At 54.4% G+C, this 23619-nt stretch carries 13 protein-coding genes; 10 read left to right on the top strand and 3 right to left on the bottom strand.

Features of this window, described 5'->3' with window-relative positions; genetic code table 11:
• The first annotated feature begins 268 nt into the window (after positions 1 to 268).
• From pnp to CIK94_RS10375, 4 genes are all read left to right on the top strand, one after another.
• Positions 269 to 2494 (top strand): polyribonucleotide nucleotidyltransferase, encoded by a 2226-nt coding sequence (gene pnp, locus CIK94_RS10390; protein WP_094423029.1) that lies wholly within the window; start codon positions 269 to 271, stop codon positions 2492 to 2494.
• A 154-nt stretch (positions 2495 to 2648) separates the two neighbouring features.
• On the top strand, positions 2649 to 3401 hold the full coding sequence (locus CIK94_RS10385; RefSeq protein WP_094423028.1) for a DUF1573 domain-containing protein: 753 nt from the start codon (positions 2649 to 2651) through the stop codon (positions 3399 to 3401).
• A 33-nt stretch (positions 3402 to 3434) separates the two neighbouring features.
• Positions 3435 to 5228, top strand: a complete 1794-nt coding sequence (locus tag CIK94_RS10380; protein WP_254046203.1) for an alpha-L-fucosidase — start codon at positions 3435 to 3437, stop codon at positions 5226 to 5228.
• Positions 5229 to 5259: 31 nt separating this feature from the next.
• Positions 5260 to 7581 carry a glycoside hydrolase family 3 N-terminal domain-containing protein gene (locus CIK94_RS10375; protein WP_371591697.1) on the top strand — a complete coding sequence of 774 codons (2322 nt, stop codon included), beginning with the start codon at positions 5260 to 5262 and terminating at the stop codon, positions 7579 to 7581.
• Between the two features lie 120 nt (positions 7582 to 7701).
• Here CIK94_RS10375 and CIK94_RS10370 read toward each other — a convergent pair whose 3' ends face one another.
• The 3 genes from CIK94_RS10370 to CIK94_RS10360 form a co-directional block, all read right to left on the bottom strand.
• Positions 7702 to 12576, bottom strand: coding sequence for a RecQ family ATP-dependent DNA helicase (locus CIK94_RS10370; protein ID WP_094423025.1), 4875 nt, complete (start codon positions 12574 to 12576; stop codon positions 7702 to 7704).
• Positions 12577 to 12618: 42 nt separating this feature from the next.
• Entirely contained in the window at positions 12619 to 13674 is a 1056-nt protein-coding gene (locus CIK94_RS10365; RefSeq protein WP_094423024.1) for a YhcG family protein, read from the bottom strand.
• Between the two features lie 99 nt (positions 13675 to 13773).
• Positions 13774 to 16275, bottom strand: coding sequence for a glycoside hydrolase N-terminal domain-containing protein (locus tag CIK94_RS10360; RefSeq protein WP_158216561.1), 2502 nt, complete (start codon positions 16273 to 16275; stop codon positions 13774 to 13776).
• 216 nt (positions 16276 to 16491) lie between these two features.
• Here CIK94_RS10360 and CIK94_RS10355 point away from each other — a divergent pair, with 216 nt between their 5' ends.
• From CIK94_RS10355 to CIK94_RS10325, 6 genes are all read left to right on the top strand, one after another.
• Complete coding sequence (locus tag CIK94_RS10355; RefSeq protein WP_094423021.1) at positions 16492 to 17790, top strand: M18 family aminopeptidase; 1299 nt, start codon at positions 16492 to 16494, stop codon at positions 17788 to 17790.
• Positions 17791 to 17799: 9 nt separating this feature from the next.
• Positions 17800 to 18306, top strand: a complete 507-nt coding sequence (locus CIK94_RS10350; protein ID WP_094387342.1) for a C-GCAxxG-C-C family protein — start codon at positions 17800 to 17802, stop codon at positions 18304 to 18306.
• On the top strand, positions 18263 to 19429 hold the full coding sequence (locus CIK94_RS10345) for a glycosyltransferase (RefSeq protein ID WP_158216560.1): 1167 nt from the start codon (positions 18263 to 18265) through the stop codon (positions 19427 to 19429). The genes CIK94_RS10350 and CIK94_RS10345 overlap by 44 nt, the downstream gene beginning before the upstream one ends.
• Before the next feature lie 460 nt (positions 19430 to 19889).
• A complete protein-coding gene (locus CIK94_RS10335) occupies positions 19890 to 21758 on the top strand; it encodes a DEAD/DEAH box helicase (RefSeq protein WP_094388815.1) in 1869 nt (622 codons plus the stop codon).
• Positions 21759 to 22202: 444 nt separating this feature from the next.
• Positions 22203 to 22643 carry a hypothetical protein gene (locus tag CIK94_RS10330; RefSeq protein WP_094423015.1) on the top strand — a complete coding sequence of 147 codons (441 nt, stop codon included), beginning with the start codon at positions 22203 to 22205 and terminating at the stop codon, positions 22641 to 22643.
• A gap of 777 nt (positions 22644 to 23420) precedes the next feature.
• Positions 23421 to 23619 (top strand): helix-turn-helix domain-containing protein (locus CIK94_RS10325; protein ID WP_173845674.1); only part of this gene is annotated, 199 nt, incomplete at its 3' end.

Here is a 23619-nt window from a genome sequence, read left to right as displayed (position 1 = left end):
GGGCACCCTTGACGACCGGCATCTGCAACGCGAGAATGGTGGGGGTTGGGCGGTCTTTGGCTGCCTTGTCCGTCGTAGACGGAGGGGGAAGAGGCAGAAATCGCTGTTTTTTAGCGTAAAATAACAATAAAAGGCGCAGATTGTTCGTTTGTTATCATTTTATTGGCTATCTTTGCACGGAAATTTAAAAATGGCTCATTTCGACCACATCACGAGTAGGAAGAAAGGGATTTTTAGATGCAAAAATTAAAACAATAACATTTTTTAGATGAACGTAATTACGAAAACAGTTCAATTGCCTGATGGAAGAACCATCACAATTGAGACCGGAAAGGTTGCAAAACAGGCTGACGGTGCCGCAGTACTCCGTATGGGCAACACCGTGCTTTTGGCAACTGTTTGTGCAGCTAAGGACGCAGTTCCGGGTACAGATTTTATGCCTTTGCAAGTAGATTATCGCGAGCAGTACAGTGCCGCAGGCCGTTTCCCCGGCGGTTTCACCAAGCGTGAAGGCAAGGCAAGTGACAACGAGATTCTTACCTCTCGTCTGGTCGACCGTGCCCTCCGTCCCCTCTTCCCCTCCAACTACCATGCCGAAGTGTATGTACAGGTTATGCTGCTCTCTGCCGACGGTGTAGACCAGCCCGACGCTCTTGCCGGTTTTGCCGCATCAGCCGCTATGGCCTGCTCCGACATTCCCTTCGAGCACACCATCTCTGAGGTTCGTGTAGCCCGCATCAACGGCGAGTTTGTCATCAACCCCACCTTCCAGCAGATGGAAGAGGCCGATATGGACTTGATGGTAGGTGCCACCAAGGACAACATCATGATGGTGGAAGGCGAGATGAAGGAAGTATCTGAGCAAGACCTCATCGGCGCCCTCAAGGCTGCTGCCGAGGCCATCAAGCCTATGTGCGAGCTGCAGGACGAGCTGTCCAAGGAACTGGGCAAGGACGTGAAGCGCGAGTACTGCCACGAGGTCAACGACGAAGAGCTGCGCGAGCAGATCAAGAGCGAGCTCTACGCCCCCGTATACGATGTCAACAAGCAGGCGCTGGAGAAGCACGCCCGTATGGACGCCTTCGACAAGATTATCGCCGACTTTTTGGAGAAATATGACGCCGCCCATGCCGACCTCTCTGCCGACGAGCTCGAGGAAAAGCATGCCGAGGCCACACGCTACTACGACGACGTGATGCGCGATGCCATGCGCCGCTGCATCCTCGACGAGGGTAAGCGTCTCGACGGTCGCAAGACTACCGATATCCGCCCCATCTGGTGTGAAGTGTCTCCGCTGCCCATGCCCCACGGTAGCGCCATCTTCCAGCGCGGTGAGACCATGTCGCTCTCTACCTGTACTCTGGGTACCAAGCTCGATGAGAAGCTGGTAGACGACGTGCTGCAGAGAGGCTATCAGCGCTTCCTGCTCCACTACAACTTCCCTCCCTTCTCTACCGGTGAAGCCAAGGCTCAGCGCGGTGTAGGCCGTCGCGAGATTGGTCACGGCCATCTGGCATGGCGCGGTCTGAAGGACATGATTCCCGCCGACTTCCCCTACACCGTACGTCTGGTAAGTCAGATTCTGGAGTCTAACGGCTCATCGTCTATGGCTACCGTATGTGCCGGTACGCTGGCTCTGATGGATGCCGGTGTGCCTATGAAGAAGCCCGTTTCGGGTATCGCTATGGGTCTTATCAAGAACCCCGGTGAGGACAAGTACGCCATCCTGAGCGACATCCTCGGCGATGAGGACCACCTGGGCGACATGGACTTCAAGACCACTGGTACCAAGGACGGTCTTACTGCCACTCAGATGGACATCAAGTGCGACGGTCTGAGCTTCGAGATTCTCGAACAGGCTCTGATGCAGGCTAAGGCCGGCCGCGAGCACATCCTCAACTGCATGATGGAGACCATCTCCGAGCCTCGTGCCGAGATGAAGCCTCAGGTTCCACGCATCGTTGCCTTCGAGATACCCAAGGAGTTTATCGGTGCAGTGATTGGCCCTGGTGGCAAGATTATCCAGCAGATGCAGGAAGATACCAATACCACCATCACCATCGACGAGGTTGACGGCGTAGGCAAGGTACAGGTATCTGCTCCCAACAAGGACGCTATCGACGCCGCTCTCGCCAAGATCAAGGCTATCGTGGCCATTCCCGAGGTGGGCGAGGTCTACGAGGGTACCGTACGCTCTATCATGCCCTATGGCTGCTTCGTAGAGATACTGCCCGGCAAGGACGGTCTGCTGCACATCAGCGAGATTGACTGGAAGCGCCTGGAGACTGTAGAGGAAGCCGGCATCAAGGAAGGCGACAAGATCAAGGTCAAGTTGCTCGAAATAGACCCCAAGACCGGCAAGTACAAGCTGTCACGCCGTGTGCTGCTCGAGAAGCCCGAAGGCTATGTAGAGCGCGAGCGTCGTCCTCGTCGCGATGGCGAGCGCCGCGGTCACGGCCAGCGTCAGCCCCGTCACAACGACAATCAGGAGTAATCCCTGAAAGAGGATTTTCATTGACATATGAGCCACTGCTTTGCCTATAGCGCAAGCAGTGGCTCTTTTAGTTGGCCGGCACGGATAAAATATAAGCCAAATGATTTGGCATTGAGGGTGAAAAGATGTACTTTTGCAATAAAATATAACCTAAATGAAAAAATTATTCGTATTGATTTTCATGGCGGCGCTCACGATGGCCGCCACGGCGCAGAAGGAACCGCAGTATATCTCCTCTTTCAAGTATGACAAGCGTGTCCACGACTTCGGTACCATCAAGGAGAAAGACGGCAAGGTGAGCCATACCTTCACATTTACCAACACCAGCATACTGCCGGTGGTCATCAGCGACGTCAACTCGTGGTGTGGATGTACCACCGCCGAATATACCAAGACCCCCATCCTGCCCGGCAAGACCGCCAAGGTGACGGTGACGTTCAACCCACAGTCGCGCCCAGGCAAGTTCAGCAAGGAGGTGGTGTTAAACCTAGACGGCAACAAGGGTTTCACCCGCGTATGGATCAAGGGCAACGTCATCCCCTACCGCCACCCCGTGGGCGAGGACTATCCCTACGCCTTCGGCGAAGGGCTGCACATGGGCTTCAAGGTCTACCTCTTCCCGCCGCTCGCCGAGGGCAGCACCTACAGGCTGGAGCAGCGCGTGTCTAACGAGACCGACAAGGAGATGACCGTAGAGTTTGAGCGATGGCCCAACAACACGGTGCTGAAGATGCCCTCGAAGATAACGCTCAAGCCCAAGGAGCGCACCACGTTCAAGGTGAGCTACACCGCCCCTGTGAGCCACTATGCCGACCGCCACATCTATGTGCGCGTGAAGGTGAACGGCAAGCAGGTGAAGCCCATCCTGGTGAAATGGTTGGGCTCGGAACAGAGATTTACCAAATAAGCAATGATAACTATGAGCATTAAGCAGACTGTAATGTCACTGTTAGGCTGCGTGATGGCCGTCCAGGCCGCCGCCCAGACAGCTCCGGCGCCCATCGCGCCGCTGCCCTCCAAGCACCAGGTAGCCTGGCAGCAGATGGAGACCTATGCCTTCATCCACTTTGGTCCCAACACCTTTGGCAACCGCGAGTGGGGATATGGCGACGCCCCGTTGGAGAGTTTCACCCCTCCCCGCCTCGACTGCGAGCAGTGGGCCAAGACGCTCCACGACGCCGGCATGAAGGGCATCATCATCACCGCCAAGCACCACGACGGCTTCTGCCTCTGGCCCACCAAGTACACCGACTACAGTGTGCGCAATACCCCCTACAAGAACGGCAAGGGCGACATCGTGGGCGAACTGTCGGCAGCCTGCAAGAAATACGGCCTCAAGTTTGGCGTCTATCTCTCGCCCTGGGACCGTCACCAGGCTTTCTACGGCACTCCCCTGTATGTAGAGTACTTCTACGCACAGCTCGAAGAACTGCTCACCCAGTATGGCGACATCTTCGAGATATGGTTTGACGGTGCCAACGGCGGCGACGGCTATTACGGCGGCGCACGCGAAGAGCGCACGATAGACCGCCGCACCTATTATAATTTCCCGCGCGCGTGGAAGATGGTCGAGCGTCTGCAGCCCCAGGCCATCATCTTCTCCGACGGCGGCCCCGGCTGTCGCTGGGTGGGCAACGAGAAAGGCTATGCCCACGCCACCAACTGGTCTTTCCTGCGTGGCAACGAGGTCTATCCCGGCTACAGCCGATACTGGGAGCTGCAGCAGGGCCACGCCGACGGCGACACATGGACTCCTGCCGAGTGTGACGTGTCGATACGCCCGGGATGGTTCTACCACGAGAGCGAGGACAGTAAGGTGAAGACGGTAGACTATCTCACCGACCTCTACTATCGCAGCGTGGGCCACAACGCCACCTTCCTGCTCAACATGCCCGTGGACAAGGAAGGACGCATCCACCCCATCGACTCAGCCCGTGTCGTGGACTTCCACAAGCGCATCTGCGCCGAGTTTAAGACCGACCTGCTGGCCAAAGCCAAAATCAAGGCCTCCAATGTGCGTGGCAAGCAGTGGGGCACCGCCAATCTTACCGACGGCAATTATGAGACCTACTGGAGCATCAGCGACGGCACCGACAAGGCCCAACTCACCATCACCCTGCCCCGCAATACGCGACTCAACCGACTGATGCTGCAGGAGTACATCCCCCTGGGGCAGCGCGTACAGCGCTTCAGCGTGTCTTACCTCAAGGGCAAGGAGTGGGCTCAGCTCTCCGTGGGCGAAGAGACTACCACCGTGGGCTACAAGCGTCTGCTGCGCTTTGCCACGATCGAGACGCGCCAAATCCGCATCAGCTTCGACGCCATGCGCGGCCCCATCTGTCTGAGCACCGTGGCTGCCTATCTCGCCCCCGAGACCAAGGGCGCAGAGGCAAAGAAGGAAGAGGTGAAGGGCGTAGACTTCACCGCCACCGCCGAGGGCGACAACGTGGTCACCTTTGACCTGGGCGGCGAGCAGGAGATAGGCTCTTTGCGCTATCTGCCCCAGCAGGGCGACGACCGCAAGGGTCTCGTGGCCAACTATGAGATATATGCCGGTATGGAGAAAGACGCCATGCAGCGCGTGGCTGAAGGCGAGTTCTCCAACATACGCAACAACCCCGTGATGCAGGAAGTTTTCTTCACTCCCACCCACTGCCGCTACGTGCAGCTGCATGCCACCCGCATGGTGAATGCCGGTGAGAAGATAGCTTACCAGCAAGTGATTATCAGATAACATCTAATAAATATTGACCTATATGAAAAGAATGATTATGACCGCAGCCATCGTCTGCATGGCCGGCATCCAGATGATGGCGCAGCCGAAGTTGCCCTACCGCAACGCCTCGCTGCCCATCGAAGAGCGCGTGAGCGACCTGCTGTCGCGCATGACGCTCGAGGAAAAGGTGGGACAGCTGCGCTGCACCCTGGCTTGGAACTACTACGACATCAAGGGCAACAAGGTGGTGCCCTCGTCCACATTCATGAAGGACATCGCCGAGGGCAACATCGGCATGCTGTGGGCCACCTACCGCGCCTGTCCCTGGACACGCAAGTCGCTCGCCACCGGACTCACGCCCACGCTGGCAGCCAAGGCGGGCAACGCACTGCAGCGCTACGTGATAGAGCACACCCGTCTGGGCATCCCACTCTTCCTCGCCGAAGAGGCACCCCACGGCCACATGGCGATAGGTACCACCGTATTCCCCACCGGACTGGGTATGGCTGCCACATGGTCGACAGCCACAGCCGAGGCTGCCGCCCGCGTCACCGCCAAGGAGGTGCGTCTGCAGGGCGCACACATCAGCTACGGCCCCGTGCTCGACATCTCGCGCGACCCACGCTGGTCGCGCGTCGAGGAGAGCTATGGCGAAGACCCCGTGCTGACGGGCGAGATGGGTGCAGCCATCGTGCGCGGACTGGGAGGCGGCAAACTGTCGGCCCCCTACGCCACCCTCGCCACGCTGAAGCACTTCATCGCCTATGGCACCACCGAGGGTGGCCAGAACGGCAACCCCTCTATCGTGGGCGAGCGTGACCTGCTGCAGACCTTCTTCCCCCCGTTCAAGAAGGCTGTCGACGCCGGCGCTCTCTCGGTCATGACATCCTACAACTCTCTCGAAGGCATCCCCTCGACAGCCAGCGGCGAGCTCTACAATGACATCCTGCGCCGCCAATGGGGCTTCCGTGGCTTTGTCGTTTCCGACCTCTACAGCATCGACGGCATCTGGGAGACCCACCATGTGGCGCGCGACCTGCAGGAGGCTGGCGTGATGGCGCTGCGTGCCGGAGTGGACGAAGACCTGGGTGGCAAGGCCTACGCACAGCTCATCGCCGCCGTCAAGGATGGCAAACTGAGCGAGAAGGAGATAGACCAGGCTTGTGGCCGCATCCTGAGGCTCAAGTTTGAGATGGGCCTCTTCGAGCATCCTTATGTCGATGTCAAGGCAGCAGCCGAAGTGGGCTGTGCCGACAATGCCGCTGTGGCTCTCGACGCTGCCCGCAAGCTGGTGACGCTACTCAAGAACAAGGACAATACGCTGCCGCTGCGCCGCGATATGCGCGTGGCTGTGGTAGGCCCCAACGCCGACAACGCATATAATATGTTGGGCGACTATACCTCGCCTCAACCCGACGGAAAGGTGAAAACCGTGCTGGCGGGCATCAAGGCCAAGATAGGCGAGGGTCAGGTGGAATATGTCAAGGGCTGTGCCGTGCGCGACACCAACAACTGCAACATCGAGGCTGCCGTAGAAGCTGCCCGCCGCGCTGATGTGGTGGTGGCAGTTGTGGGTGGCTCGAGTGCCCGCGACTTCAAGACGAGCTACAAGGCTACCGGTGCTGCCGAGGCCGATGTCAAGTCGGTGAGCGACATGGACTGCGGCGAAGGCTACGACCGCGCCACGCTCTCGCTGCTGGGTCGCCAGATGGAGCTGCTCCAATCGCTGCGCAAGACTGGCAAACCCATGGTGGTCATCTATATCGAGGGTCGTCCTATGGACAAGTCGTGGGCTGCCGCCAATGCCGACGCGCTGCTCACCGCCTACTATCCCGGTCAGGAGGGTGGCACCGCCGTGGCCGACGTGCTCTTCGGCGACTACAATCCCGCCGGCCGTCTGCCCATTTCGGTAGCTGCCAACGTGGGTCAGCTTCCTGTATATTACAACAAGCGCGCTCCCAAGCCCCACAACTACGTGGAAATGTCGGCAGCGCCACTCTACGCCTTCGGCTATGGCCTGAGCTATACGCAGTTTGCCTACAGCAACCTCGCCATCGCCAAGAAGGGCGATGCCTACAGCGTCACCTTCGATGTCAAGAACGTAGGTGAGCGCGACGGCGAGGAAGTGGCTCAGCTCTACATCCACGACCAGGTGGCGTCGGTGTCGCAGCCGCTGTTGCAACTCAAGAAGTTTGACCGTCTGTCTATAGCCAAGGGTGAGACCCGCAAGGTGGAATTTATCCTCACCGCCGAAGACCTCGCCATCATAGACCGCAACATGAAGAGTGTGGTAGAACCCGGCGACTTCGACATCATGGTCGGCGGTTCGTCAGACAATCTCCCCCTGCGCGGAGTGCTCACTGTAGAGTAGACCGACAAAGGCCATCAAGCCATCGACAGTCTGCCCAAGCACGGCAGACCCCCATACGCCAGCAGGGCTGGGTTCCGAACGAGGAACCCAGCCCTGCTTGATGTATATCAGCATAATATATCAGTTACGGAAAAGATATAAATCTGCCAACAAGACAGCGGTTTCGCTCTCTTCCTTTGGCGCATCCTTAGGTTTCCACGCCACTATGAAGCGGACAGACGCGCCCTTGACATTATAACCCTTTTCATTCCATTCGGCCAATTTGGCCATCATAGCTACCGATAGCTTTGCCATACACCTGTGGGACAGGTCAAACAACATCCCATCCCGATACTCCAAGTCCATACCGCTGAGCAAGGAGAGTATTTCTGCCTTTTTACTTTTGAAGAAACCTAAATTTACGTCCTTGTGTGACAGTTGCAATACCACTTCTTCAGGCATAGGATAATCCTCCTGATTAAACTCTATACGGCTGGCACCGATGCCGGTAAACATATTGGTAGTAGTGTGGATAAAGAGCTTCTTCTTGGCTCTTGTCATCGCTACATAATAACGCCGCATAAGGTCATCATTAACCTTATGGCTACCATTTATAAGCATATAGACATCATCAAACTCCCTGCCCTTAGCCTTATGTATCGTAGAAACAACAACCTTAGAGTGGGAGATATCACAAAAATCCTCTACGGAAGACTCAAAGACGAACTCTCTAAAGTCTGTCAAGTATTTGCTTTTATTGGTTTGCTCAAAGAGGCTGATGCATTGCCGCACATATACAAGGCTTTGACTCTTGGCATATTTGTCAAACGTTTTTCGCTTGGCCATTTCCCAAATGTCATCACTCACCATCGGCGTATGTGAATTGTTGCTTATCTGCCTCAAGAAATACCTCATCTCTGCCAAATTCCACATGCGAAATCCTTCCAACGACTGTATCAGTTCGCAGGAGACGCCTCGTTTACGCAATAAGGCAACCATGATTACAGCCTCCTCATTGGTTTGTGTAAGGACGCACGTGGAGCCATTTCCCAAATGGGATATCAAATCATCAGCCAAGGGCTGATAAATATACTTGGAACAGTAATGCACTACTCCTACCCACCCCTCATTCTCTTGCATGGATATAATAGGAGTCTGCTTCATACGACAATTGATATTGCGGACAAACCTGTTGGCAACATTGACTATCTGGCGCGCACTGCGGTAATTCTCGGTCATTTCGACCATACGCCCACCAGGCAACATAGACAATTGACGCATATACTCAGAATTAGCCCCTCTGAACTCAAAGATATTCTGGTCATCATCACCGACAGCAATGACTCTCATATCCTCGAAGTTTTCGACAAGAGCCTTGACCAAGGCAAAATCGTCGGGGCCCATATCCTGCGCCTCATCAATGACCAAGACCGTCTTGCCTATCTTGGATGGCTCCACATCACCACTCGTTATCATCTCTGCAGCAGTAGCCACCACATTATTGGCCTCATCCAGATTGCCTACTCGTCCGAGCAAGTCAAAACAATACGAGTGGAAGGTCTTAATTTCAACAAAATGGGCGGCGTTGCCTATGAGGGCCAGCAGGCGTTGCTTGAATTCGGTAGCAGCAGCACGAGAGAAAGTGAGCATAAGAAGCTGTTCGTGCTTGACATCTTCAAGTAACAGGAGGGAAGCCAATTTATGAACCAACACACGAGTTTTCCCACTGCCGGGACCAGCAGCAACCACGATACACCGTGATTCCTTGTCCGTTATAATCTCTCTCTGCTTGGCAGACAATTGTCCAAATAGCTGGTGATACTTTTCTGGTGTAAGATTGCGCTGAATTTCATCCTGTCGCTCACCCTTAAAGTATTTGGATATGAACAGGCGATAGTCCATCTGAAAATAATCCTGTACATAGCGCAGCGCCGCATCATAATCTTTAACCATAAGATTGGCATACTCGCCCACGATATGCACTTGCTGGATTTTCTGCTTATAGAAGGCATCGAGCATACGATAGTCTTCCATCTTGTATCTCAACTTGGCATCCTTGACACGACGTATGTCCATGGCGTTATACAATACCAGGAACCCTCCTTCCAGTTTGAGGGCTCCTATCTTTGACAGATACAGCAAAGCCTCTTCCACCTCTTCTATTTGCAGGTCCTTAAAGTCATTGAAAAGAGACTGTTCGCCAGACATCATCGACTTAACCAACTCCACAACAGAAAAAGACACCGCACACTTGTCGTCAGAATCCTTAGACTGCTCTTTAGCCAATCTATACAGCCAATCTATAGCATAGCGACAAATGGCAAGACGCTTGTCTATACGTGTTAGGGTTTCCTCTATATTGGCCAAACGCTCCAACATGAGGTTGTGGGCCCCGTCTTCCTTTTTGTGCGTATAACCTTTAACCGACAGGAAATAGAGCAGAGTACGGATATCTTTCTCCTTGGAGGTAGTTATACCGTCATTTATGGCATTGTCGTTAAGCTGCTTGCAGGAGATCTGCAGACTATTGTCAGGTATACTATTAATAATGTATCTTTCCAGCCGCGCAAATCTCTCCAACAGCATGTGCGACTTTCTATCTGTCTCGCCAACATCTTGCAGATAAGCTGCGATATCTCTGTTGTCAGCCAATATTCCCTCTTGACGCATGCGCTCTACAGCGGAAATGACCTCACGCTTGCTCAACCCCAACATATCTGCCAGATAGTCAATACGAGACTCGGCCTCCTGGTCTTGGCTTCGCGTAATGTATTTTTGGGTAATGAGCGATTTGATGATACGCACAACGCTGTCTACCTCGTCGCTTGAGAAGAGATGGGAATTGGTAATGCGTTGCCGGGCCTCGTCCATATTCTTAACCGTGATTCCAGTCGCATAAACATGAGGAACATTGTTGCCTCGCTCTATATATCCACTTTGCTCCAAGGCTGAAAGGGCAGTCCTTACACGCGTCTCTATATCTGACACCGAATCATCCCATCCTGCCTGGCGGGCTATCTCCAAGGCAGAGCAACATGTACGCATGCGTTGTTTGGTAAGATACTTGACCGCTCGCCATACCTGTTGAATCTCACTGATACTAAGTTTGGTCTGATTGAGCAGCACAAAGTGCTTGTCCAAATCTCCATCGCTATACAACACGTAGCAGCGAGCATACAAATGCGGGTCACGCCCAGCTCTTCCCGCCTCCTGTACATAGTTTTCAAGCGAATCAGAGATATCATAGTGAATTACCAAGCCAACATCTTTCTTGTCGACTCCCATACCAAACGCAGAAGTAGCCACAATCACGCGCACACGGTCACTCATAAATGCTTCCTGATTGGCAATTTTCTCATCTGAGTTCATTTTGCCATTAAAAGGCAGAGCCCTAAATCCATCACGGGTCAGTTTGTCTGCCAAATCTTTAGTGCGCTTGGTTCGCGAGACATATACAATTGCGGGGCAGTTAGACTCTGCTATCAATGCCCTCAATTTATTATATTTATCTTCATCAGTATCTGCATGAACAACAGAATAACGGAGATTCGTACGCGATGCAGAGGAGGCAAACAGTTCGAGGTCGATATCCAGTTCATTCTTAAAATAATCACAGATATCTTGTATCACTTTCTGTTTGGCAGTAGCTGTAAAGCAAGAGACAGGTATGGGATACTTACACTGTTTGCTTTTCTGATAATTGCGTATAAACTTGCCTATATACAGATAGTCTACTCTAAAGTCCTGGCCCCAGGAAGAGAAGCAATGAGCCTCATCTATAACAAATCGTTCTATATGACGTGCCGTCAGTATTCGCTCAATGGTCTTCGAACGAAGCATCTCTGGCGCGATATACAATAAAGATGCTTCGCCGTTCTGTACACGCTGTATAGCCAATGAGCGTGATATGGGGTCCAACAACCCATTTATGGTAACTGCATCAGCTATACCTCTATCTGCCAAGTTGTCGACCTGGTCTTTCATCAAAGACTGTAAAGGAGAAATCACTACGGTCAGCGAGTGGATTGTACGCCCCGCCATCAGGGCTGGCAGCTGGAATGTGAGCGACTTGCCACCGCCTGTAGGAAAAATGGCAAGCAGCGATTTACCATGCACAGCAGCCCGGGCAGCTTTCTCTTGCAATGGTTCGTTGGCATAGGTACGGAATTGGTCATACCCAAAGTAGTCTTTCAAATTGCGATGAAGGTCCAATCGACCATGGCAATAGTCACAACCTTCTTCACATGGGGTATTGCAGAGTACCTTCAATATATACTCCACTTCAGGGAAATTGACAACAACCCACCTCGGTGTTATCGAGTTGGGATGTGTCGTGTCTATAAGGGCAAGGGCATAAGCCAGTCCACAGGGATATTGACGGATGAAATTATCAAGTTCTGCATGCTGACATATCTTGCCTTTATATGCCTTTCTAATAAGATTACCGATTTGTCCGCTTTCGACAGGAATGGCCCCGACCATACTGAGAAATCCTCTATATTCGGCGATACCATAGAGTAGAGAAGCATAAACCGTCTTCTTGTCGTCAGAAAAAGAATGCCAACGCTCAATCTCATCCATCAACAGACTGCGGGCTTTTTTGCAGTCATTTATAGGATTGTTGAGCTGTTCTGTTATCAGTTTGTCGTCTTTGACCAACTTATGATAGGGATATTCAGGAAACAACAGAGGCGACATGTACAGCGTGTCGACCAACAGCCACTGGTGCTTTTGGTTACCAAAAAGGTGTTTGGCATCATGATTGACTATGTTATGCCCACATAAATAATCGATGCCATTCAAAAACTCCAGCAGCTTGTCTTTGGAAGTCTCATGAAACATCGCATCGTCATACTTCAATGCGCCTATATCATGTATCTTCTTGTCACGCAAGCTGTACTCTATATCCACAAAAGCCAGATGTGAGGCTTTGCGGTCATGAGCAACATCCTGCTGGTAGGCCGACACGGACCTGTCAACATCTCTATTTCCTAATATTCTATCCCATATAGACATACTTGATAACTACTATTGAGACTTACAATATTCTTTAGATGCTTATAATAATTCTTTGTTTTCTTTTTCCTCACCAAACGCCTTTATCTCGTCAGCAAGGACTTTCTGTAATTTCTCTTTCGGTACTATCAGCTGATAATCTGCCACTCCGATAGGCTTTCCCATATCTTCAAGTGCCAGTTCCACCTCTACCCGGTCTTTCTCCGCACAAAGTATGATACCTATGGAACGGTTCTCGTCTGCACCACGTTCAAGGCGGTCAAGCAGAGACAGATAATAGTTCATCTTACCTGCATACTCTGGTTTGAAAGCACCTATCTTCAAGTCAACAGCAACAAGGCAGCGTAGTCCACGGTGGAAAAACAGCATATCTACCTTACTTTCTTTGCCATAGTATTCCAGCACATGCTGGTTTCCGATGAATGTAAAACCACTGCCGAGTTCCATAAGGAAACGGGTAATAGCTTTTACAAGGCGGTCTTCAAGTTCAAGTTCCAAAAGGGGGCTTGTCACTCCTAAGAAGCCGAGATTGTAGCTGCTGCTAAACACCTCGTTAGCATACTGCGCTTGTTCGGCAGGAAGAGTGCGGTCGAAATTGTTGTCTACTTGTACCAATGCCTTTGTCTCATACATTTTGAGTTTAATGGCATTGAGCAACAAGTCGCGATTCCAACCTTTGGTTACGGTTTCCTGCGCATAATATAGCGTGGTCTCATCATCCAGTCCCTTGCTCAACAACAGCAGATTGTGCGACCAAGGCAAAAGTGCAACGGAGCGTAGCACTTTTTCATCATGCCCAGCGTAACGCTCATAGAACTTTTTCATATACCACAGATTTCGTGGCGAAACACCCATCTTCGGATATCGTTCTTTCAGGTCTGCTGATAACCGTCTTACAACGCTGTCACCATACCCACTTTCAATCTTGCGTTCATGAAGCATTTGACCAATCTCCCAATAGGCAGTAGACACATAGCCATTGATGTGTCGGGCTATTTCTGTCCGTGCCTGTTCAATTACTGCGACAGCATGTCGCAGCAATTCGGCATAATCGCTGCTCTCTATTGAGAGTTTGTTGTCTTTATTGTTTGTTGTCATTTTATCAGTCTAATTATCTTCCCTGGGAAGGTCTGTTACATCTACTTCAAACTGTTTGGCTATCTTCATAAAATTGCACGTGGCTGGCGCCGCCATCAATCAGAACTTCACGCTGACCTTCTTGCCTTGTGGCAGCTGAACGGTCTGCTGACGGTCGCCGAAGACGATGTCGAAGGTGCCGCCTGTGGGAGAAGAGAGGGTGGCAGCGAGGCTGTTGGCGCTGAGAGTCCAGTCGATATCGACGGTCACGTTGCCGCGGGCGCGAAGTCCCTTGACGCTACCCTTGTCCCAGGCCTGCGGACAGGCGGGGAGCAGAGTGATGGTGCGACCCTCGCTCTGCAGCAGCATCTCGTTCATACCCGAGAGGCCACCCAGGTTGCCGTCAATCTGATAAGGCGGGTGCGTATCCCAAAGGTTGTAGAGCGTGCCCGTACGCAGCAGATTCTGCAAGAGGGCGTAGGAGCGGTTGCCGTCACGCAGGTGCGCCCAAAGGTTGAGCTTCCAACCCATACTCCAGCCGGTGGAGAAGTCGCCGCGATGGTCGAGCACCACACGGGCAGCCTCAGCCAGTTCGGGGGTAGCCTTGACAGAGATGTCGTGACCGGGGAAGAGGCCGAAGAGATGGTTGGTATGGCGGTGGTTGTCCTTGGGATTGTCGATGTCACGCGACCACTCCATCAGCTGACCATATCTGCCGATGCGGTAAGGCTCTATCTTGTCTCTCACCTGCAGCCACTCCTGACGGTCGGTGCTGTCTACGCCCAATACGCGTGAGGCGCTGATGGCGTCGGTGAGCAACTGGCGCGCTACGGCATTGGCAAAGGTAGCACCCTTGTCCACAGGGCCATGTTCGGGCGAGGTCGACGGGGCTGCGGTGTAGAGTCCGCTGGGCTGGAGCCAGAGATAGTCGCACACAAACTGCGCGCTCGACTTGAGCAACGGATAAGCCGTCTGCTTCAGATAATCGCGGTCGAGGGTATATTCGTAGTAGTCCCACACATGCGTAGCGAGCCAGGGACCATTGATGGCGGCAAGATTCCAGTTCACGCTCTCGCTCTTGGAGGGAGCGGTGAAACCGAAGATATTGGTAGAGATGTTGGCAGTCCATCCACGGGCGTCGTACATGGCCTTTGCCGTGCGCTGTCCGGGCTCATAGATAGAGCGGAGATAGACATTGAGAGGCTCGAAGCACTCAGCCAGGTTGGCAGAGCATACGGGCCAGTAGTTCATCTGAATGTTGATATTGTTGTGGTAGTCACAGTTCCACGGACCCTTGACGCCACGGTTCCACATACCCTGAAGGTTCATGGGCATGGTCTCACCTCGCGACGACTGGATGATGAGGTAGCGGGCAAACTGATAGTAGAGCATCTCGAGCCAGGCATCGGCCTTGCCTTCGCGATAGCGGTCTATGCGCTCGTCGGTGGGGATGTCGATGCCGCCCTTCTTGTCGGCCGTCTGGCGCAGGTCGATGCTCACGCGGTCGAAGAGCTGAGTATAGTCATCGACATGGCGGCGCAGCAGCTGACCCCACTTCTTGTCGGCGGCGCCCTTCATGCTGAGCAACGCCCAGGCTCCGGCGTCCTTGCCATAATAGGTGTAGGGGTCGGTGATCACGGGCGAGTAGTTGGGCTTGTAGCCGGTGGCGGCGGTGATGATGAAGTCTACCTCCGAGGCGTCGCGCACGGCGATGTGTCCGTCCTCATACTTCACGCTGCCGTCCTTGACGCGGGCCTGGATGCGGATGACGTAGGGCAGCTTGTTGTTGTTCAGATGTGCGGTATAGACGAGTCCATACTCATCGGTAGCCCAACTGCCGGTGGCGTGGGGATTGGGCTTGTACACCCAGTCGAGGTTCTGGCGCTTGCCACGGTTGGCGCCGTAGTGCATCACCATGAGTTGGTCGGGATAGGAGACAAAGTAGGTGCGGCGGTAGGTGGCACCCTGATACTTGAACGAGGTATGGCTCACAGCCTTGTCGAGCAGCAGACTGCGACGGAAGTCGCTGCAGTCTTCATTGGCAATACCGGTAGAGACATACATCTCGCCCATGGTCGTGAAGGTACCGAAGCGCAGCGTGTCGGCAGTGCCATTGTCGGCGATGGCTCCCGAGAAGGCGCGGCGGGTGAGCGAGTCGGCACGCAGGCTGTCGCCGTCGAGGAACGCCTGACGGATATCGGGCAGGAAACGCGCTGAGTGGGGGTCGGCACGCCAGTAGTTGGCTGGTCCGCTACCCGAGGCGGGGCCTCCCTTCCAGAGGCTTTTCTCGTTGAGCAGTATGGCGTCGACAGCCGGCGACTGGAGCACCATGGCGCCCAGGCTGCTGTTGCCCATAGGGAAGGCATAGTTTTCCCACACCGAGCCCTGCAGCTCGCGGGCTTTCTCGCCCTTGCGCACATACTGTCGCAGATTGTCTTTAGACTGACTGTCCTTGGCGGCACCCTTGGCACCCGAATAGTTAATCTTCGCCTGCACAGTGCTGACGCCCTGGGGCACGGAGATTTCTATGGGGCGGTCATACCACACGGAGAGATGGTCGTCTGCCTTGGTCAGTTCTGACCCTCCCAGACAGAGGGAGATTAATGTAGCTAATACTAACATGTCTGCTATGATTTGAGTGATTGTTATTTTAAGGTAGAAGTGCCCTATCTGTCCCGACGAGCACTGATTCATTCCGTAAAATTACACTTTTATTGACAAACGGAGTTACATTTTTTGCTTTTTTCGTTACCGACGGCCATTTTTTTAGTACATTTGCATCGGGCGCGTATGTTTGCGCTGTCCGTCCTATACCTATTATTATATATAATGACAACTATGATACAACGACTCTTACACTTTCTGGACGCATCGCCCGTCAACTTTCTTGCGGTGCGCAACATCGCCCATGAGTTGGAAGCCCACGGTTTCCGCCGCATTGACGCCGCCAGCCCTCTGGGCCACGTGAGCGCCGGCGACCGCTTCTTCGTCACCAAGAACGACTCTTCCATCTACGCCTTCCGCATAGGTCGCAAGCCTCTTGCCGACCAGGGTTTCCACATGATATGCGCCCATAGCGACTCGCCTACCTTCCGCATCAAGCCCAACGCTGAGATGACGGGCGAGGGCGGCATCGTAAGGCTCAATACCGAGGTCTACGGAGGCCCCATCCTCTCTACTTGGATGGACCGTCCGCTCACCATTGCCGGAAGGGTAATTACGCGCGGCGAAGACGCCCTCTCGCCCGTCACCCATCTGATACACATCCGCCGCCCGCTGATGCAGATCAGCAACCTCGCCATCCACTTCAACCGCCAGGTCAACGACGGCGTCAAGCTCAACCGGCAGAAAGACATGCTGCCCATCCTTGGCTTCGTCAACGACGAGCTGGAGCGCGGCAATATGCTCATCAACCTCGTCGTCGAAGAGCTCAACCGCACCGCCACGGTGACCCGCGACGACATCATCGACTTCGATCTCTATCTCGCCGACACCACGCCGGCATGCACCTTCGGTGCCCACGACGAGCTGATATCCTCGGGGCGTCTCGACGACCTGTCGATGTGCTACGCTGGTCTTGAAGCGCTCACTGCTGCCCACGACAGCGACACCACGCAGGTGCTCGCCATCTTTGACAACGAAGAGACGGGGTCGCAGACCAAGCAGGGCGCCGGCAGTCCGTTCCTGTCCTATCTGCTACAGCGTATAGCGCTGGCACAGAGCGGCACCGCAGAGGCTTACTACCAAGCGGTAGAGCGGGCGCTCATGATTTCGGCCGACAATGCCCACGCCTTCCACCCCAACTATGCCGAGAAGTACGACCCCACCAACCACCCCATGCTGGGCGGTGGTCCGGTCATCAAGTTCAACGCCGCCCAGAAGTATGCCAGCGACGCCGTCACAGCGGCAGTCTTTGCCGAGCTGTGCCGCAAGGCGGGTGTGCCCTGCCAGCGCTTTGTCAACCACAGCGAGGTGGCAGGCGGAAGCACACTGGGCAACATTCTGGCCTCGTCGATACCCTTGCGAGGGGTTGACATGGGCAACGCCATCCTGGCCATGCACAGCTGCCGCGAGACGGGAAGCGTGGCCGACCATGAGTATTGCGTCAAGGTATTTACCACATTCTACAACGAATAACCTATCATCATGCACGACAATATCACTCTCCCTCCCCAGCTCAGCGCACGTGTAGAGCAGGCGGTAGACAACTTCATGCAGGGCTACGGATGCTGCCAGTCGGTGGTGGCTGCCTTTGCCGACCTCTACGGACTCGACGACACGATGGCCAAGCGCATAGCCGCCGGATTTGGCGGTGGCGTGGGCCGCATGCGCATGATGTGTGGCGCCGTGTCGGCTCTGGTCATCCTCGTAGGACTCGACTGCGGACAGACCGAGGGCAGCGACCGCGAAGGCAAGTCGGCATGCTACCGCGTGGTACAGCAGCTGCTCGAGCGTTCGCGCCAGCAGAACGGTTCCATCATCTGTGCCGAGCTCCTGGGCCTCAATGGCTACGAGCGTGCCCACTCGTCCTATGTAGCCTCTGAGCGCACCGCCGAGTACTACAAGAAGCGTCCTTGCGCCGCCAAGGTAGAGAGTGCCGCGCGCCTCTTTGCCCAGTATCTTGCTGATAAGGAGGGCGACCACAACCATTAACCCCCACCCCATCCCACAGCCCTTCATGATCATCGTCCACTACATACCCGACATCGACCAGCGCTCGGGTGGCACCGCCACCTACATGCAGCTCATGGCCAAGGCGCTGGGCACGAAGGCTCAGCTGCACATCCTCACCCACCGCACGGCCAACCCTCTGGCGATAGACCACTGCACGCTGCACTATCTGCCGCCCTACAGGCCGTGGCACTGGACGTGGACCCGACAGGTCAGGACGCTGCTCGAAGCGATAGCACCCCAGGTGGTGCATGTCAACTGCTGCTGGATGCCTGCCTGTGCTGCCGTAGTGGGTGTGGCGCGGTCGCTGCATCTGCCCGTGGCGCTCACCACCCACGGCATGCTCGAGCCGTGGATTATGAACCGGCATTACTGGACACGCAAGTGGCCCGCGCTGCATCTCTATCAGGCACGGGCACTGCGCAGCGCCGATGTACTGGTGGCCACAGCCGACCGCGAGGCGCGCCATCTGCGGCAGTTGGGCTTCAACGACCATATCGCCGTGGTGCCCTCGGGAATAGACATCACTCGGGTGACGATGAAGACCAGCTGGGAGAAGTCGCACACGATGCTGTTTCTGGGTCGCATACACCAGGTCAAGGGCATCTGGCATCTGCTCGAGGCGGTGGCGAGTGTGCAGAGTCAGCTCAACGGCTACAGGGTGATCATCGCCGGCGAGGGTGCTCCCGACGACATACACCGGCTTCGGCAGGCGATTGCCGACAGGCATCTGACCAGCTGCATTAGCTATATCGGCGGGGCGTATGGCGACCGCAAGTGGCAGTTGCTGCGCGAGGCCGACTTCGTGGTACAGCCGTCGTTTACTGAGAATTTCGGGCTGACCATAGCCGAGGCGCTGGCATCGGGCACCCCGGTCATCACCACCAAGGCCACGCCTTGGGAGCAGCTCGACGCCACCGCCAGCGGCACCTGCATCGAGGTGGGAACCACTCCGTTGGCCAACGCCATCACCCGCTTCGTAGCCCTCTCGTCAGCCGAACTGGAGACGATGGGCCGCAATGCCCGCCACCTCATAGAGACCCAGTTCTCGGTCGAGGTCATGGGCACCGCGATGATGGAGGTGTACAGGGAGATTATGAAGTAGGTTGCCACGGCAAGCAATTGAGGCCCCTCTCCAACTCTCCCCAAGGGGAGAGAGTGCAAACCAGTTGTGGCTTATTTGTTTTGCTATTATTATATTGCCATCGTAGAACGATGTGATGGGCTCGTTTGTGTACGCCCATGCGGTGGTAGTAAATAAGCGAAATGCGCTGTGGACGGTACGCGCTCCCAGCAACTCTGTAGGAGTTGCGATTAGCCGAAGGCGTTACCGCAGCAGAAAAAACAGCACCCCCACACTTGATATAGACCAACTTTTGCGCCGTGGCAATCACTTTTCCCGCAAAAACGATTGTCATTCATTGATTTTTGTGTACCTTTGCATCGAATTTACTGCAGCGGGCGCGCTGCTTGTGGGTTTTATATACATGAAGGTCATACACCCTATTAATGGCTGGGAGGGTGAGGCGCCTTCCATAATTATTCATCATTAATAGGAAAAAACATTGAAGACATTTGAAGAATTGGGCGTGAGCGAGGACATTCGCCGCGCCATCAGCGAACTTGGATTTGAGCATCCCATGCCCGTCCAGGAAGAAGTAATCCCGTATCTCTTGGGCAACCGCAACGACGTGATAGCCCTGGCACAGACCGGCACCGGCAAGACGGCTGCCTTCGGTATTCCCGTGCTCCAGCGCATCGATCCTACAAGCAAGGAAACGCAGGCGCTCATCCTGAGCCCCACGCGTGAACTGTGCCTCCAGATAGCCGACGACCTCAACGACTTTGCCAAGTATATGCCCGGAGTGCATATCGTGGCGGTATATGGCGGCGCGTCCATCGAGGCGCAGATACGTACCCTGCGCCATGGCGTGCAGATTATCGTGGCTACCCCCGGACGACTCATCGACCTGATGCACCGTGGCGTGGCGCGTCTCGACCATGTGCGCAACGTGGTGCTCGACGAGGCCGACGAGATGCTCAATATGGGTTTCACCGACAGCATCAACGCCATCTTCGAGGGAGTGCCAGAAGACCGCAACACGCTGCTCTTCTCGGCTACCATGAGCAAGGAGATAGAGCGCATAGCACGCAACTATCTGCACGACTACAAGGAGATAGTGGTAGGCTCGCGCAACGAGGGTGCCGAAAACGTCAACCATATCTACTATATGGTGCACTCCAAGGACAAGTATCTGGCTCTCAAGCGCGTGGTAGACTTCTACCCACGCATCTTCGCCATCATCTTCTGCCGCACCAAGGTCGAGACACAGGAGATAGCCGACAAGCTCATACGCGATGGCTACAACGCCGAAGCGCTGCACGGTGACCTCTCGCAGCAGCAGCGCGACCTGACGATGCAGAAGTTCCGCCAGCACACGGTGCAGCTGCTCGTGGCTACCGACGTGGCTGCACGAGGACTCGACGTGAGCGACCTCACCCATGTCATCAACTACGGACTCCCCGACGATATAGAGAACTACACCCACCGTAGCGGACGCACAGGCCGAGCCGGAAAGAAGGGTACCTCGATTTCCATCATACACACCCGAGAGAAGTCTAAGGTGCGCAACATAGAGCGCGTCATCGGCAAGGACTTCGTCGACGGCACCCTGCCCACCGCCGAAGAAATATGCAAGAAGCAGCTGTACAAGGTGATGGACGACATCATGAAGACCGATGTAGACGAAGAGCAGATAGCTCTCTATATGGACGAAATAAACCGACAGTTTGAGTATATAGACAAGGAGGACATCCTCAAGAAGATGGTGGCAGTGACCTTCGGCCGCTTCCTCGAGTACTACAAGAACGCGCCAGAGATAGAGCGACCCTCTACACAGCGCCGCAGCGCAGAGGCTGGCAGCAAGGGCCGCCAGAGTGACCGCCAGCGTGGGCCGCGCAAGGCAGAGGCTGGCTACACCCGTCTTTTCATCAATCTGGGCAAGGCCGACGGCTTCTACCCTGGCGAGGTGATGCAGTACATCAACCGCCACGTCAAGGGTGGACGACAGGAGGTGGGACACATAGACCTGCTCTCCAAGTTTGCCTATATCGAGGTGCCACAAGACGATGCTCAGCGCGTGATGCGCGCCCTCAACGGCACGGTATACAAGGGTCGTGAGGTGCGCTGCAACGAGGCCGACGAAGCCGGACACGGCAGAGCAGCCCGCGGGTCGCGCGCAGAGGGTCGCCCACAGCGCAGAGACGAGAGAGGCGACCGCCGACCCAACCGCGAGCGCCGCACAGACCGCCAGCAGCATGGACGCGACGACTGGCGCAATCTCATCAACGGCAAAGCGGTAAACCTAAGAGGCGAAGAGCCCGACTTCAGTGAAGAGGGATGGGCAAGACGCCGACCCAAGAAGCAGAGATAGTTCACTCCTGACAGCCCTCATCCAAGCTCTGCCGAAGGGGAAGCCCTCTCCGGCTCTCCGCAGGGTGAGAGTGAACAACCAAATCAAAAGATAGACTCGTAACACTACCCACTATCATCGTGGGAAACGAATGGGCGCCAAACAAGATGGCGCCCATTCTCTTTTCTATGACCCAACGATGTAACGGAACGCAGTGCGCCGGCGCGGAAAGGCAAGAGGCAGAAAAGTAAAGTGCGGCGATTATCAAGGCATATTCATCAAGACAGGACAAATGCCCATTCTTCCTCGAAACCATTGACATTGTGTTCCTTCCCCTTGGGGAAGGCCGTGGACAGTACGCACCGCGGCAACTCTTTAGGAGTTGCGATTTCACAGCCCAGGATTGAGGGGCGAAGCACCTCTTCCCTGGGTATTGATAAAAAAAGGGTAGCAACGCTGTAAGTGTTGCGATTAGCCGAAGGCGTTACCGCAGCAGATAAATCAGCAGGCCAACTGCAAATGCCACAAGACCTAATATTAAATAAGGTGACGACAAAAATACAAAAAGCCGTAGCATCTGCTGGCGGCTTCGCCTTAGTGGCGCTGGTGGTAACGACCGTCGGAAAACGAGTTTTCCTCCTCATCGTCACCACCATCACCACCGTCATGCACGACATGACGCCAGCAGCCACAACGGTAAAAAAAGCGGCCCTTGGCCGTTCAAAAAGTCCGCCGTTGGCGGTAAAAAAACATTCCATAGAAAGCCCCTCTCTTGCCATCCCCATTGGGCGGGAGTTCCTGCTTGCTGTGTTTGGGGTGGATAGCGGTGTTTTTCCCCATCCATCACTTGGGCAGCAGCGGGTTAATGATTGTAGGTTATATAAACCACCAATATGTGATTTATGAGGTAATCTCTTTTTGTACCGGCGAAGCCGGACTTTTTTTACCGCCAACGGCGGACTTTTTGTATTTGCTCCTTTTCAGCCTGCCATCAGGCAGGTGCGGCGGGGTATGGCGGAGAATATCCGAGAGCTCGCTCTCGAGATATTTCCCACCATACACTGACGCATAGGGCAAAGCCCTGAAAAGGTGCAAACCTTTTTGTTTATATTATTGATGATATATTCAAGGAACAGGGAAGACCCCTTGGTTTATAACGCCTACGGCTAAGCGCAACTCCTACAGAGTTGCCAGGATAGTGGGGCGGCTACCCAGGGTAGCGGGCTACGCCCGCAACCCTGGGCTGGGGAAACGCAACTCCGTCAGAGTTGCTGCTGCTTGAGTAAGGCCCCTTGGAAAGCCCCTCTCCAGCTCTCCCCAAAGGGAGAGTGATCCAATCAATTATATACCAGGTGTTTTATGCTTATCCTTATTCCCTTGACGAGGTGGGGAATAGGGTTTATTGGCGTGTTTATATCCTACGGCAACGCTGAACCGAAGGTCATCGGCGTTATGCTGTGCGTCGCGGAAAGATAAAGTGAGGAGATTGGCGAGGCATAATCATCAAGAGAGAACAAATGTCCATTCATATACGAATCCATTGACATTGTTTTCCTTCCCCTTGGGGAAGGCCAGGATGGGGCTTTCTTCCGGCAACTCTGTAGGAGTTGCGATTTCATAGCCCAGGGTTGAGGGGCGAAGTGTATTGCCCTGAACTAAGTTGAATAAAAAAGTTCAAATAAAATGGGCAAAGAGAACAAAAATGAAGTATTAAAGTTCCAAGAACCAGCACTTCAACGCAAGCAATCTTGCATTAAGCGCCTATCAGACGACCAAAAACGTATGATACTGCACGCACATCTGGTAAATGGAGTCAGTAAGGCAGAATTAGCAAGAGTTTTTGGCATCAGACGTGAGACTATTTGGAGATGGATTAGTACCT

This window comes from Prevotella sp. P4-51 (genome assembly GCF_002251455.1).
Lineage (GTDB): Bacteria > Bacteroidota > Bacteroidia > Bacteroidales > Bacteroidaceae > Prevotella.
Note: the sequence above shows the minus strand (reverse complement) of the source record. Positions and strands in the feature narration are given on the sequence as shown.

Coding starts and splice junctions, on each gene's coding strand:
- CIK94_RS10375 (WP_371591697.1), top strand. CDS start 5,260: ATGATTATGACCGCAGCCATCGTCTGCATGGCCGGCATCCAGATGATG.
- CIK94_RS10365 (WP_094423024.1), bottom strand. CDS start 13,674: ATGACAACAAACAATAAAGACAACAAACTCTCAATAGAGAGCAGCGAT.
- CIK94_RS10350 (WP_094387342.1), top strand. CDS start 17,800: ATGCACGACAATATCACTCTCCCTCCCCAGCTCAGCGCACGTGTAGAG.
- CIK94_RS10370 (WP_094423025.1), bottom strand. CDS start 12,576: ATGTCTATATGGGATAGAATATTAGGAAATAGAGATGTTGACAGGTCC.
- CIK94_RS10385 (WP_094423028.1), top strand. CDS start 2,649: ATGAAAAAATTATTCGTATTGATTTTCATGGCGGCGCTCACGATGGCC.
- pnp (WP_094423029.1), top strand. CDS start 269: ATGAACGTAATTACGAAAACAGTTCAATTGCCTGATGGAAGAACCATC.
- CIK94_RS10355 (WP_094423021.1), top strand. CDS start 16,492: ATGATACAACGACTCTTACACTTTCTGGACGCATCGCCCGTCAACTTT.
- CIK94_RS10380 (WP_254046203.1), top strand. CDS start 3,435: ATGTCACTGTTAGGCTGCGTGATGGCCGTCCAGGCCGCCGCCCAGACA.
- CIK94_RS10360 (WP_158216561.1), bottom strand. CDS start 16,275: ATGTTAGTATTAGCTACATTAATCTCCCTCTGTCTGGGAGGGTCAGAA.